The organism is Sphaerochaeta associata, assembly GCF_022869165.1.
Lineage (GTDB): Bacteria > Spirochaetota > Spirochaetia > Sphaerochaetales > Sphaerochaetaceae > Sphaerochaeta > Sphaerochaeta associata.
In genome coordinates this window covers 2,560,391-2,573,571 of sequence record NZ_CP094929.1, presented here as the reverse complement: position 1 = coordinate 2,573,571, position 13,181 = coordinate 2,560,391, and the positions used below count along the sequence as shown (strand labels likewise).

At 55.2% G+C, this 13,181-nt stretch carries 12 protein-coding genes; all 12 read left to right on the top strand.

Going from position 1 to position 13,181, the window contains the following annotated elements; all coding sequences use genetic code 11:
- Position 1: 1 nt before the first annotated feature.
- The 12 genes from MUG09_RS11945 (at position 2) to MUG09_RS11890 (ending at position 13,181) form a co-directional block, all read left to right on the top strand.
- Positions 2-2,359 carry a glycoside hydrolase family 3 N-terminal domain-containing protein gene (locus MUG09_RS11945; RefSeq protein WP_244771657.1) on the top strand — a complete coding sequence of 786 codons (2,358 nt, stop codon included), beginning with the start codon at positions 2-4 and terminating at the stop codon, positions 2,357-2,359.
- 156 nt (positions 2,360-2,515) lie between these two features.
- Positions 2,516-3,364 (top strand): AmmeMemoRadiSam system protein B, encoded by an 849-nt coding sequence (gene amrB, locus MUG09_RS11940; protein WP_244771656.1) that lies wholly within the window; start codon positions 2,516-2,518, stop codon positions 3,362-3,364.
- Positions 3,365-3,367: 3 nt separating this feature from the next.
- A complete protein-coding gene (gene amrA / locus MUG09_RS11935; protein WP_244771655.1) occupies positions 3,368-3,928 on the top strand; it encodes an AmmeMemoRadiSam system protein A in 561 nt (186 codons plus the stop codon).
- Complete coding sequence (amrS, locus tag MUG09_RS11930; RefSeq protein WP_244771654.1) at positions 3,912-4,874, top strand: AmmeMemoRadiSam system radical SAM enzyme; 963 nt, start codon at positions 3,912-3,914, stop codon at positions 4,872-4,874. Before amrA ends, amrS begins: the two co-directional genes overlap by 17 nt.
- Positions 4,875-4,921: 47 nt before the next feature.
- Complete coding sequence (locus MUG09_RS11925; RefSeq protein ID WP_244771653.1) at positions 4,922-6,538, top strand: ABC-F family ATP-binding cassette domain-containing protein; 1,617 nt, start codon at positions 4,922-4,924, stop codon at positions 6,536-6,538.
- A 12-nt stretch (positions 6,539-6,550) separates the two neighbouring features.
- Complete coding sequence (locus tag MUG09_RS11920) at positions 6,551-6,976, top strand: C-GCAxxG-C-C family protein (RefSeq protein ID WP_244771652.1); 426 nt, start codon at positions 6,551-6,553, stop codon at positions 6,974-6,976.
- Positions 6,977-7,065: 89 nt separating this feature from the next.
- Entirely contained in the window at positions 7,066-7,566 is a 501-nt protein-coding gene (purE, locus tag MUG09_RS11915; RefSeq protein ID WP_244771651.1) for a 5-(carboxyamino)imidazole ribonucleotide mutase, read from the top strand.
- Positions 7,567-7,601: 35 nt separating this feature from the next.
- On the top strand, positions 7,602-8,315 hold the full coding sequence (gene purC, locus MUG09_RS11910; RefSeq protein WP_244771650.1) for a phosphoribosylaminoimidazolesuccinocarboxamide synthase: 714 nt from the start codon (positions 7,602-7,604) through the stop codon (positions 8,313-8,315).
- Positions 8,316-8,317: 2 nt separating this feature from the next.
- A complete protein-coding gene (gene purF / locus MUG09_RS11905) occupies positions 8,318-9,721 on the top strand; it encodes an amidophosphoribosyltransferase (RefSeq protein ID WP_244771649.1) in 1,404 nt (467 codons plus the stop codon).
- Positions 9,711-10,745 (top strand): phosphoribosylformylglycinamidine cyclo-ligase, encoded by a 1,035-nt coding sequence (gene purM / locus MUG09_RS11900; RefSeq protein ID WP_244771648.1) that lies wholly within the window; start codon positions 9,711-9,713, stop codon positions 10,743-10,745. Before purF ends, purM begins: the two co-directional genes overlap by 11 nt.
- The gene (gene purN / locus MUG09_RS11895) at positions 10,742-12,037 is read left to right on the top strand and encodes a phosphoribosylglycinamide formyltransferase (RefSeq protein WP_244771647.1); all 1,296 of its coding nucleotides are present in this window, start codon (positions 10,742-10,744) and stop codon (positions 12,035-12,037) included. Before purM ends, purN begins: the two co-directional genes overlap by 4 nt.
- On the top strand, positions 12,024-13,181 hold the full coding sequence (locus MUG09_RS11890) for a phosphoribosylaminoimidazolecarboxamide formyltransferase (protein WP_244771646.1): 1,158 nt from the start codon (positions 12,024-12,026) through the stop codon (positions 13,179-13,181). Before purN ends, MUG09_RS11890 begins: the two co-directional genes overlap by 14 nt.

Below are 13,181 nucleotides of genomic sequence, written 5' to 3'. Positions count from 1 at the left end.
TATGCAGCAGAATAGGGAACGGGCTCAGCAGCTCTTGCACAGTATGACCATCGAGGAAAAGGTGGCCCAACTAGTATCTGCCTGGCTTGAAATACGGGAGGATGGAACCTTCAATGTTCGTGAATACGGACAGAAGGAGCAGCGTACCGGCGATGTATACCAAGAGGTGTTGGGCAAGGGCATCGGCCAGCTCACCCGGCCGTTCGGAACCATGGCCAACGACCCCCGAAAGCAGGCGAAAGCCATCAACAAACTCCAGCACTACCTGGTGACGCAGACCCGCTTGAAAATTCCAGCCATGCTCCATGAGGAGTGTTTGACCGGTGCGATGATCAAAGGGGCGACGGTTTTCCCTTCAGCCCTGAACTATGGGGCGACCTGGGATCCTGATTTGATCGGCCGCGCAGCTTCGGCCATCGGTGATGAACTGAGAAGCCTGGGCATCCATCAAGGGCTCGCCCCGGTTCTGGATGTCGCCCGTGATGCCCGTTGGGGCCGTCTGGAAGAGACCTTCGGAGAGGACCCGTATCTGTGCGGGCTGATGGGTATCAGCTATGTGAAAGGCCTGCAAGGGCCCGGCCGTTCTCCCTTGGCAACGTTGAAGCACTTTGTCGGCCACTCGTTCAGCGAGGGGGCTCGCAACCATGCTCCGGTACACTGCGGGATGCGCGAGCTCCGCAACACCTTCGCCCTTCCCTTTGAAATGGTTGTACGCAATGCAAATCCGGGTTCGGTGATGCCTGCCTACCATGATATCGACGGCATTCCCTGCACCAGCAATTACAGCCTGGTAACCGACCTGCTGAAGAAGCAATGGGGCTTTGACGGCTTGATCGTAGCCGACTATGAAGCTATCGTGCAGCTGGTCAACGACCACCATGTCGCCGATGATATGGCCGAGGCGGCTGCTTTGGCGTTCAATGCCGGCATGGATATCGAACTTCCCGGTTTCACCGTCTTCAAGGAGGGACTCATCGAAGCCCTGTATAGGGGTCTGGTGACCGATGAGGCGCTGGACCGGTCGGTTCTCAGGATTCTTGAGGAGAAACTGCGCCAAGGTGTGTTCGAGCATCCTTACATCCAGGAGGATGCAATCGACATCGGGTCGGCGAAGAATCATGCGCTTGCCAGGGAAGTGGCGGAAAAGTCGTTGGTGCTGTTGAAAAATGATGGTACGCTGCCCTTGAAGAAGGGAATGAAGGTCGCACTCATCGGAGCTCTTGCAGACCACCCGTATGCAATGTTCGGCGGGTATGCTCCTCCGGTGCATCTGCAAGGTTCCCATGGTCCGAAGGAAACCGTCCCTGCATTGGCTAAGACCATACGGACGGCCCTGGAAGACGTGATGGGAAAAGAACAGGTGCTGTTTGAACCTGGTTGCATGCTCTATGAGAGCAAGATGGAACGCGCCGTATTCTTCCCCGGCGACGTCAATGAACAGGGTGGCGGGACAGCGCATGAGTTGAGCAAGGATACGAGCGGGATCAAACGTGCCTGCGAAGCAAGCAGCAAGGCCGATGCAACCATTCTGGTCGTCGGGGACCTTGCCGGTCTGTTTGGACAAGGTACGGTCGGTGAAGGTTTGGATGCCTCCAGCCTCAATCTCCCCGGTGTGCAGGAACAGTTGATGGACGAAGTCCTGAAGACAGGTAAACCGGTGGTTGTAGTGCTTGTAAGCGGCAGACCCTATACCATGCATGCAGCAGTCACTGATGCACGTGCCATTCTCTCTGCCTGGCTACCCGGAGAAGGCGGGGGTGAGGCGATTGCCAGGACGTTGGTCGGGTTGAACAATCCGAGTGGGCGCTCTCCTCTCTCGTTCCCGAAATCGGTCGGTGCGATGCCGTACGTATACAATCATCACAAGAAAGCCGGCGGCCTGCCGACCCAGAAGCAGTTCGGGTCCTTGTTTCCCTTCGGACATGGTCTGTCCTACACCAGCTTTGCCTGGTCGGACTTCCAGGTCGAGCAGAATCAGATTCCCAATAACGGAGAATTCAAAGTGAGTCTGCAGGTTGAGAACAGCGGGAAGGTCGGCGGAGACGAGGTGATTGAGCTGTACATTCACGACAAGGTGGCCTCGATCGTCCGCCCGGTGAAGGAGTTGAAAGCATTCGCCCGTGTGAGCCTTGAACCCGGAGAAAAGAAAAAGGTGCTCTTCACCCTCCCTGCAGACCTGTTCTCCTTCATCGGGGAACGGATGGAACGGGTGCTTGAAAGTGGAAGCTTCGACCTGTTGGTCGGTAAAAGCAGTGATGATATTGTATTTGCAAGTGAGCTCTCCATCCTTGGAGAACATAAAGTACTTCCCAAATCGTGGCGCTGTCTCTCCTCTGTTTCGATTGTCTCTGTGTCCTGATTCTCCTTTGGTTTCTTTTTTACCTCCACGTTTGGCAACTTGTCTGATAGGTCACGCAATCAGGCAAGTTGCCTCTTTTATCAATAAAGTACCCGCCACCTTGCATTTTGGAGTAGGTGGAATATCATGAAGACAGGTACGGAGGACTAGAACACGATGATACGCAAAGCACTTTTTGCTGGATCCTGGTATCCCGCCGATGAACAGGCACTCAGGCTCTTGATCAGCGAATCGATCGAGACGGTGCTGAAGAATACCACGTATCAGCACTGTCCTTACCGGTTTGCAGTCCTTCCCCATGCAGGATTGTTCTATTCCAAAACGGGTATTGCACCGTTCTTCGCCGCCGACCTCTCCAACGTCCGGCGTCTTGTCGTGCTTGCTCCGAGCCACTATGCAAACCTGGGCATGGACACCTTGGCCAGCTCTCCCCTTGATGGGATGGAAACCCCGTTGGGAATGCTGGAAAGCCAAAACCTTGCGAGTGCCAAAGCCAAGTACTTCTCTGCAATACAAAGTGAACACGCCTTGGAGATGGTACTTCCCTACATTGCAAGTCTTTCTCATCGGCCGAAGGTCACCCTGGCCCTCATCAGTCATTTTTCCCAGCCTCAAGCGGTTGCAGCCATTGCTGATGCGTTGGTCTCAGAGCTCGGACAGGATGAGATCAAGGAGGGCAGGACAGCCTTGATCGCCAGCAGCGATTTCACCCATTACGGCCCGCGTTTCGGCTACACCCCGTATCAGAGCGGAGCCCCCCTGAGAGTCAGGGAGGATGACCTGGCTCTCTCCCACCTGCTCTGCGAGGGACGGATCGAGGAGGCTTTCGCTTTTTGTTCATCAAAAAAGAGTACGGTATGCGGCTACGCTCCAGCCATGGTGGTCAGCCACATAGCCGGCCGCATGCAAAGCAGAGGATGGGTAGCCGATTACTACACGTCCTTGGACATCAGCTCATCGACGGACGCCAACTTTGTCGCCTATTCTACCATCCTGTGGAGGTAACGTATGGACCGTATGGTACACAAGCAATTGCTGTCACTCGCCCGCGAGGCTATTGCAGGTACATTGACCCATAATCCAACACCGCTCTGCGAAAGGCTGAAGGCGGAAAACAGTCTGCCTTTCAGCCTTGAGATGGGCTGCTTTGTCACCCTCAAAACAGACAAGGGTGATTTGAGGGGATGCATCGGCAATCTGTGGGGCAGGGGTCCCCTTTATCAGGAAATACCGGCGCTTGCGCGCCAATCGGCCTTCAGCGACCCGCGCTTTCATCCGGTTACCGAAGAAGAGCTGCCTCACCTCATCATTGAGATATCCCTCTTGAGCAGCATGCGGAGCATCGAAAATTGGTCTGACATTCGCCTCGGCATCGACGGTGTTCTGCTCACGCACGGCTACCATCGGGCGGTTTTTCTACCGCAGGTTGCCGTAGAACAGGGGTGGGACCTGCCGACGATGTTATCCCATCTTTCCATGAAGGCAGGGCTCTATCCTCAGGCATACCTGGATGCAGCCTGCAGCTTTGAAGTATTCCAGGCGGAGGTCTTTGGTGAAGATCAGCTGTGACTTTTGCTACCACCGTTGCACCCTTGAGGAAGGCCAAAGCGGCCTCTGTTCGGTGAGGATGGTTCGTCAGGGCGAACTAGTGACTCAAGCGTATGGTCAGCTTGTAGCCCTTGCAGTCGATCCGGTGGAGAAGAAGCCGTTGTACCACTTCCTTCCGGGAAGCAAAACACTGTCGCTGGCGATGTACGGCTGCAACCTGCACTGCAATTTCTGTCAGAACTACACCATCAGCCAACCCTCCTTCATGCAGAACCCGGCAGCCGAGCCTGTCGACGGACCGGCGCTTGTCTCTCTCGCCATGGAACGCAAATGCCCTTCGATCAGCTTCACCTACAGCGAGCCGCTGGTGTGGCAGGATTATATGCTCGAAGTTGCCTCTCTTGCCAAGGCCAAAGGGCTTGCAACCATCATGGTGACCAACGGCACATTCAGCGAGGAGGCCCTGAATCGGATTTTCCCCCTCATCGATGCCTACAACATCGACCTCAAGGGGGATGAACAATTCTACCGGCGCGTATGCAAAGGCAGTGCAAAACCTGTGTTGGACGCCATTGAATACCTTGTTCACAGGAAAGCCCATGTCGAAGTCACCACCATGGTCATGGAAAGCGAGCATGACACGGCCCACATCCTCACCCTCGCAAACCAGCTTGCCGTGCGGGGAGTGCAGGTGTGGCACCTGAGTCGATACTTTCCCCGCTACCTCGCAACAGAAAAGGCAACCTCAGAAACGTATATGAAGCAGTTGCTTGATGCAGTCTCATCTTCGCCCATCGAGTATGTCTATGCAGGGAATTCCGAGCAGAAGCAGGCCACCTGTTGTCCTTATTGCAATTCGCTCTTGATATCGGACAGACGATACGTTCCTGTGCACCCCGAAAAAGCATTCGTCGGAGGCAGGTGCAGCAGGTGCAACCGACAAATCTACGGGCGTTGGACATCCTGACATACACGACCATTTTCTGCTACACTCGACCTTTCGAGGAGTGACAGGTGGTAAAACTGAGTGGTATAACTGTAGCCTACGGGGATCGTTTCATTCTCAAGGATGCGGATTTTTTAATAAAAAGCGGTGATAGAATCGGGCTTGTAGGTCCGAACGGCGCCGGCAAGACGACCTTGTTGCGTGTGCTGGCAGGCGAGGAACAAGCCGACAGCGGCCAGGTGCTCATCGACAATAATACCGTGATCGGCTATTTCAGCCAGAATGTCGGTGAGATGCAGGGCCGAAGCGCCCTGATGGAAGTCATTGCCGGCTCGGGATCGGTCTATGAGATCGGTTTGGAGCTCGAGGCGCTTGAGCACCGTATGGGCGATGCAAGTCAAGTGTTCAGTGATGCCGACATGGAGCGTTACGGGCAACTTCAGACCGAGTTCCTTGCCCGCGACGGGTATGACCTGACCCAGCGAAGCGAAGAGATTCTCACCGGTCTGGGTATTGGGCCGGACCGCTATCATGAGCCAGTGGAGCACTTCAGCGGCGGTTGGAAGATGCGCATCGCCCTTGCCAAGATCCTTGCCTTGAATCCTGATGTACTGTTGATGGATGAACCCACCAACCATTTGGATCTCGAATCGATCATCTATCTTGAATCCTGGCTTGCAAGCTTCAAGGGTGATGTGGTGATGACCAGTCACGACCGCCAGTTCATGACCCGGATCTGCACCCGAACCGTCGAGGTGGCAAACGGTCAGGTCACCAGCTACAGCGGCGACTACGATTTCTACATCCGTGAACGCGAAATCAGGCGGGAGCAACTCATCGCCACCTACAACCGGCAGCAGGCCAGGTTCGCAAAGGACGAGGAGTTCATCGCCAAATTTGCCGCCCGGGCAAGCCATGCATCCTTGGTGCAATCACGCATCAAGGCGCTGGAAAAGATTGAACGCATTACACTTCCTGCTGAATCAAAGATCATGCAGGTCCAGTTTGCTCCCTGTCAGCGAAGCGGGGACCAGGTGGTGGTCCTCAAGGACCTGACCAAGCGCTGGCCCAAGGCCCAAGGCGGTGAGCATACCGTCTTTGAGAATATCAGCGGAGTTGTCATGCGGACCAACAAGATTGCCTTGACCGGTATCAACGGAGCGGGCAAGTCCACTCTTCTGAAAGTCATCGTCGGACTTACCGAGGCTTCCAGCGGTGAAGCCACGCTTGGCGCAAGTGTGAACATGGGATACTTCAGTCAGTACTCATCCGACGTACTGGACCCCAATAAAACAATCTTCGAAGAGGTCTTCGATAGGGTTCCCATGTCCACCATCCCCTCCATACGCTCGATGCTCGGCTCCTTCCTGTTCAGCGGTGACGATGTGGACAAGAAGATCGGGACGCTGAGCGGGGGAGAGAAGAGCCGGGTGATGCTGGCCTGCATGTTATCGGTTCCGGTCAACTTCCTGGTACTGGACGAACCGACCAACCACTTGGACATCCAAAGCCGCGAGGTGTTGTTGGATGCTCTCTCACGCTTTGAAGGAACGCTGATGATCGTCAGCCACGATCGGTATTTCCTCAAGCATCTTGCCAACCGTGTGTTCGAGTTGGACAAGGGTGTGCTCAATATCTATGAAGGAGACTATGCCTATTACCTGCACAAGTCGGGCAGGGAGTAGAAAGGAAAAGCCATGGAACAAGACTATGTGGATAAAGCGATGCTGTTGCGCAGCAAAGGCTACAACTGCGCCCAAGCGGTGGCCTGCACCTTTTGTAATGAAGTCGGCTTGCCTGAACAAACACTCTTTTCGCTGATGGAAGGGTTTGGAGGCGGGATGGGATCTCATCAGGGAACCTGCGGAGCGGTAAGCGGGGCGGTGGCCATTGTAGGGTTGTTGACCAGCAAGGGCAGTGTAGAGGGTGGGACGAAGAGCCTTTCCTATAGCCGGTCGTCTGCAATACTATCGGAGTTTTCCCAGAAGAACGGCAGCCTGGTCTGTAAGGACCTGCTTGGAGATGAGACTGGTATTGTGTTGCGTAGTTGCGATGGTTGCGTTGAAGATGCTGTACGTTTGGTGCATAAAATGTTGCAAAAAGCGATTAGTGAAAACAACTAACTGCATTACTACAACATAATTGTCCAATACGTGTAGATTTTGTTGCAAAACTACTTGTATAAGTATGCAATTTTGTCTATCGTACGCCTATGCAGACAGCCAAACAACGAGTTGCCCTCCTTCTTGGAAGTGAGAACGACCTAAGCCTGGTACAGCCGGCCATCAAGGCCCTTGCAGAATTGGAAATTCCCTACTCTGTACGGATACTCTCAGCCCACCGACTCGGTGACGAAGCCTGTCAATTTGCCTCTGACGCCCGAAGTGAAGGGTTTGGTGTTTTGATAGCTGCAGCGGGAAAAGCCGCCCACCTGGCAGGCACGCTGGCGAGTAGAACCCTGCTGCCGGTCATCGGGCTTCCTCTTTCCGCCTCCCTGGGTGGCTTGGATGCCCTGCTTTCCACGGTTCAGATGCCCAGCGGGTATCCAGTGGCTACAGTCGCCATCGACGGGGCGGCCAATGCAGCCCTGCTTGCCGCCCAAATACTGGCCTTGTCCGACTCCGAGCTGCTTGTGCGGCTTGACGAGCGAAGAAAGGCGGGCCAGGAGGCTGTGCGCGAAGCCGATAGGAGAATTGCGAAGAGCTTTATGTAGATAAGGCTCTTTTTTTATTGCAACAGGGGGAAGCGATGCAAAAGCTGTCCATGCTTTACGAAGGAAAGGCGAAACGGGTGTATGAAACCGACATCAAGGGTGTCTATATTGTTTCATACAAGGATGATGCTACTGCGTTCAACGGTAAGAAGAGAGGCTCGATTTCTGGAAAAGGAGCTATCAACAACCAGATTACCAACCATCTGATGCAACTGCTTGCCAAAGAAGGCATCCCGACGCATTTCGTCCAGCAGCTCTCAGAGACGGAAACGGCAGTGAAGGCGGTACGCATAATTCCCTTGGAAGTAATCGTACGTTCTATTGCCGCAGGTTCGTTGTCCCAGCGACTGGGTCTTGAAGAAGGCACCAGACTGGCAAGTACCGTCCTTGAATTCTGCTACAAGCGTGACGATCTGGGGGACCCCTTGGTGAACTCCAGTCATATCAAGGCCCTCGGTCTTGCCACCGAAGAGGAGCTTGAACTCATCAAGCGCTACAGCCTTGCAGTCAACGACATCCTCAGCGACTACCTTGCAAAGGTAGGCATCGCCTTGATCGACTTCAAGCTGGAGTTCGGGGTCACCGAAGACGGAATGCTGGTTCTCGCCGATGAGATCAGCCCTGATACCTGCCGGTTCTGGGATGTCAAGACAGGCAGGAAGCTCGATAAGGATCGATTCCGTCGGGATTTGGGGGATGTTGAAGAGGCGTATCACGAAGTGATGCAACGCCTTCTGGGGAGAAGCTGAACGTGGGCGGCCTCAAGGAGGAGTGCGGACTGTTCGGCATCAGTTCGGCACACAAGGAGCACATAGGCCTTGGCTGTCACTACGGTCTGTATGCCTTGCAGCACCGTGGTCAGGAAGGGTGCGGCATTGCACTGAACACCGACGGTGAGTTGTCGTTGCAGAAAGATTTGGGTCTGGTGAATGAAGTCTTTCCCAAAGCCTTGGTCTTTGATGAGGAGAAGACCCGGATGGCCATCGTCCATACCCGCTACGGGACGAGCGGGGAGCGGTCGCGGGAGAACGTACAGCCGCTGCTGGTCCGCCACCATGCAGGGAGCATGGCGATCGCCCACAATGGGAATCTGACCAACGACGAGTCGCTGCGTTCGCAGTTCGAGCGGGACGGCTGCCTGTTTCACACCACCAGCGACACCGAAGTCATCGCATATCTCATTTACAAGCACCGTTTGACTACACACACCATCGCAGAGGCGATTGAAAAAGCGATGGCTGAATTGGAAGGGGCCTATTCACTGTTGATCATGACCTCCTCCCAACTTATTGCAGTACGCGATCCCCGGGGTTTCAGGCCGCTGTGTCTGGGAAAACTGGAGGATGGGTATGTGTTTGCCAGCGAGAGCTGCGCCCTCGATGCGGTGGGAGCCTCCTTTGTCCGGGACCTTCAGCCCGGTGAGATTTGCATCGTCGACCGGGCGGACCAGCGCCTGACCAGTTCGATTGTGCATACGAACAAGGTCAAGAGCAGCCTGTGCGTCTTTGAGTTGATTTATTTCGCCCGCCCCGACAGCGTGATCGATACGATCAGCGTGCATCAGGCGCGTATCAGAAGCGGATCTTTTTTGGCCTTGGAACACCCCTGTCAGGCGGATGTGGTGATCGGGGTTCCCGACAGCGGCATCGACGCAGCCATCGGCTACTCACGTCAGTCGGGCATTCCCTACGGTATCGGCTTCATCAAGAACAAATACATCGGCCGTACCTTCATCCAGCCGAAGGCGGGGGACAGGGAGAGCGGGGTGCGCATCAAGCTCAACCCCATCGCCTCCACGGTCAGGGGAAAGCGGGTGGTGCTCATCGACGACTCCATCGTCAGGGGGACCACCAGCAAGCGCATCGTCCGACTGCTTCGGGAGGCGGGGGCGAAGGAAGTTCACCTTCGTTCCTCGGCCCCTCCCTTTCTCCACCCCTGTTATTACGGCACGGACATCAATTCACGCAAGGATCTGCTTGCCTGTAAGTATGACATGCAACAGATGAAAACGATTCTTGACGTCGATTCACTGGGATTCCTGCTTCCCGAGCAGGTTGTCAAACTCAGCGACCATCCCTGCATCGGGTTTTGCAGTGCATGCTTCACCGGCGTGTATCCCGGTGCAGTACCCCAAGGAGGCAACAATGCACAATGACAGTTACAGCACACGGTATGAAGAAGCCGGGGTGGACATCAGGCGCGGTTATCAAGCGGTTGAACTGATGAAAAAGCATGTTGCATCCACCTATACACGTGGTGTCATCTCCGATCTGGGAGGCTTCGGCGGTCTGTTTGAGCTGGATGTGAAAGAGACCCCCAATCCGGTGTTGGTGTGCGGAACCGACGGGGTTGGCACAAAACTCAAGCTTGCATTCGCTCTTGACCGTCACGATACCATCGGCATCGACTGCGTGGCCATGTGTGTCAACGATGTCATCTGCTGCGGCGCCAAGCCTCAAGTCTTCCTGGACTACATCGCCCTGGGTCGCTTGGAACCTGAAAAAGTCGAGCAAATCGTCAAAGGTGTCGCCCAAGGTTGCAAAGAGGCAGGGTGCGCCCTCATCGGGGGTGAGACCGCTGAAATGCCCGGCTTGTATCAGGAAGGGGAGTACGACTTGGCGGGTTTTTGTACCGCTTTGGTCGACAAAAGCAAGGTGTTCAACAATGCAGGCATAGCCGAAGGCGATGTCTTGATCGCCCTTCCCTCAAGCGGGGTGCACTCCAATGGATTTTCCTTGGTCAGGCATATCTTCAACGTGGACGACAAACCTGAAATCCTGAAGGTGTTCTACCCGGAACTGGGGATGACCCTCGGCCAGGCTTTGCTGGAGCCCACCCGCATCTATGTCAAAGAAGTGCTTGAGCTTGCCCGGCACATTACCGTCAAGGGGGCGTCGCACATCACAGGCGGCGGGTTCTATGAGAATATTCCCCGTTCCCTCCCTGAAGGCCTTGGCGCCAGGATACGGAGAAGCGATGTACGGGTACTGTCGATCTTCAAACTGCTTCAGCGTACCGGTTCAGTCAGCGAGCACGACATGTTCAATACCTTCAACATGGGGGTGGGGATGGTCCTTACCGTAGGTAAAGAGGATGCCGCAGCCGCCTTGGCCCTGCTTGAAGGCTCCTATCACCTGGGTGAGGTGGTGGCAAACGACAAGGCGTGTGAGCTGGTATGATTCGTATAGCGGTGTTGGTAAGCGGTGATGGCAGCAATCTCCAGGCTCTGCTGGTTGCCCAGAAGCGGGGGGAGAATGCTGATGGACGTATCGTTCTTGTAATCGGCGACCGCCGATGCACCGCCCTCGAGCGGGCCGAACGGCATGACATTGAGGCTGTCGGATTGGACAGACGAACGCTGGGTGGGAAAGCGTTTGAGAGCCGGTTGCTTGCATGTTTGGGACAGCACAACATCGATTTAATTGTGCTGGCAGGGTTTCTTAGCATCCTCTCCTGTGAGGTGACAGAGCGCTATCGGCGACGCATCATCAACATTCATCCCTCCCTGATACCCAGTTTCTGCGGAAAAGGGTATTATGGACTGCGTGTTCATCAAGCAGCCCTCCATCGGGGGGTGAAAATCAGCGGGGCAACCGTGCACCTGGTCGATGAAGTTGCCGACGGCGGTCCGATCCTCGCCCAACAGGCGATCGATGTACTCGGCGACGACACCCCCACATCCCTGGGGCGACGAATTTTAGAGCAGGTGGAGTGGAAACTGCTTCCAAGGACAGTGGCCTCCTACTGCCTGTACATGGAGAGAAACATGAGTCTACTACAGAACCTGGCTGCAAACAGGTACCCCGGCAGGGGAATTGTATGCGGTTTGAATGAGAGAGGAAATGCAATCATCGCCTACTTCATTACAGCGCGTAGCAGTCACAGCAAGAATCGCTGTCTGGTGGCCGAAGGCGATACGGTGCGAACAAAGGCCGTCGATGAGAGCCTTCTTGTCGATCCCTCGCTGATCATCTACCGTGCAATGGACAGGCTGGGTGAAGATGTAGTGGTGGCAAACGGCGATCAGAGCGATACAATTCTGGATGGCTTGAGACAGGGAAGGACCCTGCAGGCCTCCCTTGAAAGCCGCACGTTCGAGCCTGATGCGCCCAACTACACCCCCCGCATCAGCGGTCTCTTTCGCCTTGGGCAAGATCCTTTCTACACACTGTCCATTCTCAGGCGTTCAGACGATGGAAGCTGCGATCGTTCTTATTACTCCTATACAGAGTTGGAAAAGGGAAAAGCCCATCTTATACACACCTACGAAGGGGACGGCAACCCGCTCCCCGGTTTCACAGGAGAGCCGAGGGAGGTGGATCTGGCCGGTGATGCCGACTCGATAGCCGACCGAATATGGGAGATGCTTGACAGGCAGTATCGTGTGGCCGTGTGTGTCAAGGAGATCAATCTGACAGGCACTGATGCAGTGTTTGCAATCAGACAAGGAGCGGATAATGGATTGTATTGAGCTGAAGTATGGATGCAACCCCAATCAACGGATGGCGAGCATCTGTGTCGAGGAGGGCAGGCTGCCTCTGACCGTACTCAACGGGAGGGCGGGGTACATCAATTTATTGGATGCCCTCAACGGCTGGCAGCTGGTCCGCTCCCTTTCCAAGGCCACCGGATATGCAAGTGCAGCTTCTTTCAAGCATGTCAGCCCTGCAGGTGCAGCGGTTGGTCTGCCTCTTGATGAGGCTGAGCGGCAAATGTACTTCATTGGGGAGAAGACCGAACTCAGTGACTTGGCCGTCGCTTATGTGCGGGCCCGGGGTGCCGACCGCATGTCCAGTTTCGGTGATTTCATCAGCCTCAGCTGTGAGTGCGACCTCTCAACCGCCCAGATCATCAAGAGCGAGGTCTCCGACGGAGTCATCGCCCCATCCTACAGCAAGGAAGCCTTGGAGGTGTTGAAAAAGAAGAAGGGCGGGGCCTATACCATCCTGCAAATCGATGAGGATTATGAACCGCCGCTGCAAGAAACACGGTCGGTATTCGGCATTACTTTCAAGCAGATGCGCAATACCCAAATCCTGGACCTTTCGGTTCTTACGCCCATTGTAACCGCGAATCGGAACCTTCCTCCTGAAGCTGAATTGGATTTGCTGGTAGCCCTCAATACGCTCAAGTACACCCAGTCCAACTCGGTCTGTTATGCCAAACGCGGCCAGACCATCGGGGTGGGGGCGGGACAACAGTCCAGGATTCACTGCACGCGCCTGGCCGGCGAGAAAGCCGACATGTGGCAGCTCAGGCAGAGCGGGAGGGTTCTTTCGCTTCCATTCCTGCCGAACCTGAGCCGCAACGACAAGGATAATGCCGTTGAGCTTTTTTTGCGCTCCGAGACAGCGCAATGCAAACGGTTCCTTACCACCGATGTTTCTGCCATGACCGAGGATGAGAGGCGATCTTTCCTCGCACAGGTTTCAGGGGTGAGCCTGGCCAGTGACGCCTTCTTCCCTTTCCGTGACAACATCGATCGGGCGGCCCGAAGCGGTGTTTCCTATATTGCTCAGAGCGGGGGATCTCTTAGGGACGAGGAAGTGATCCAGGCCTGCAACGAGTACGGCATGGTCATGGTCGCCAACGGCATCCGCCTCTTCCACCACTAG

Excerpts from the sequence above, each read along its gene's own strand:
- MUG09_RS11945 (WP_244771657.1), top strand. The coding sequence starts at position 2 with ATGCAGCAGAATAGGGAACGGGCTCAGCAGCTCTTGCACAGTATGACC.
- amrB (WP_244771656.1), top strand. The coding sequence starts at position 2,516 with ATGATACGCAAAGCACTTTTTGCTGGATCCTGGTATCCCGCCGATGAA.
- amrA (WP_244771655.1), top strand. The coding sequence starts at position 3,368 with ATGGACCGTATGGTACACAAGCAATTGCTGTCACTCGCCCGCGAGGCT.
- MUG09_RS11920 (WP_244771652.1), top strand. The coding sequence starts at position 6,551 with ATGGAACAAGACTATGTGGATAAAGCGATGCTGTTGCGCAGCAAAGGC.
- purE (WP_244771651.1), top strand. The coding sequence starts at position 7,066 with ATGCAGACAGCCAAACAACGAGTTGCCCTCCTTCTTGGAAGTGAGAAC.
- purC (WP_244771650.1), top strand. The coding sequence starts at position 7,602 with ATGCAAAAGCTGTCCATGCTTTACGAAGGAAAGGCGAAACGGGTGTAT.
- purM (WP_244771648.1), top strand. The coding sequence starts at position 9,711 with ATGCACAATGACAGTTACAGCACACGGTATGAAGAAGCCGGGGTGGAC.
- purN (WP_244771647.1), top strand. The coding sequence starts at position 10,742 with ATGATTCGTATAGCGGTGTTGGTAAGCGGTGATGGCAGCAATCTCCAG.
- MUG09_RS11890 (WP_244771646.1), top strand. The coding sequence starts at position 12,024 with ATGGATTGTATTGAGCTGAAGTATGGATGCAACCCCAATCAACGGATG.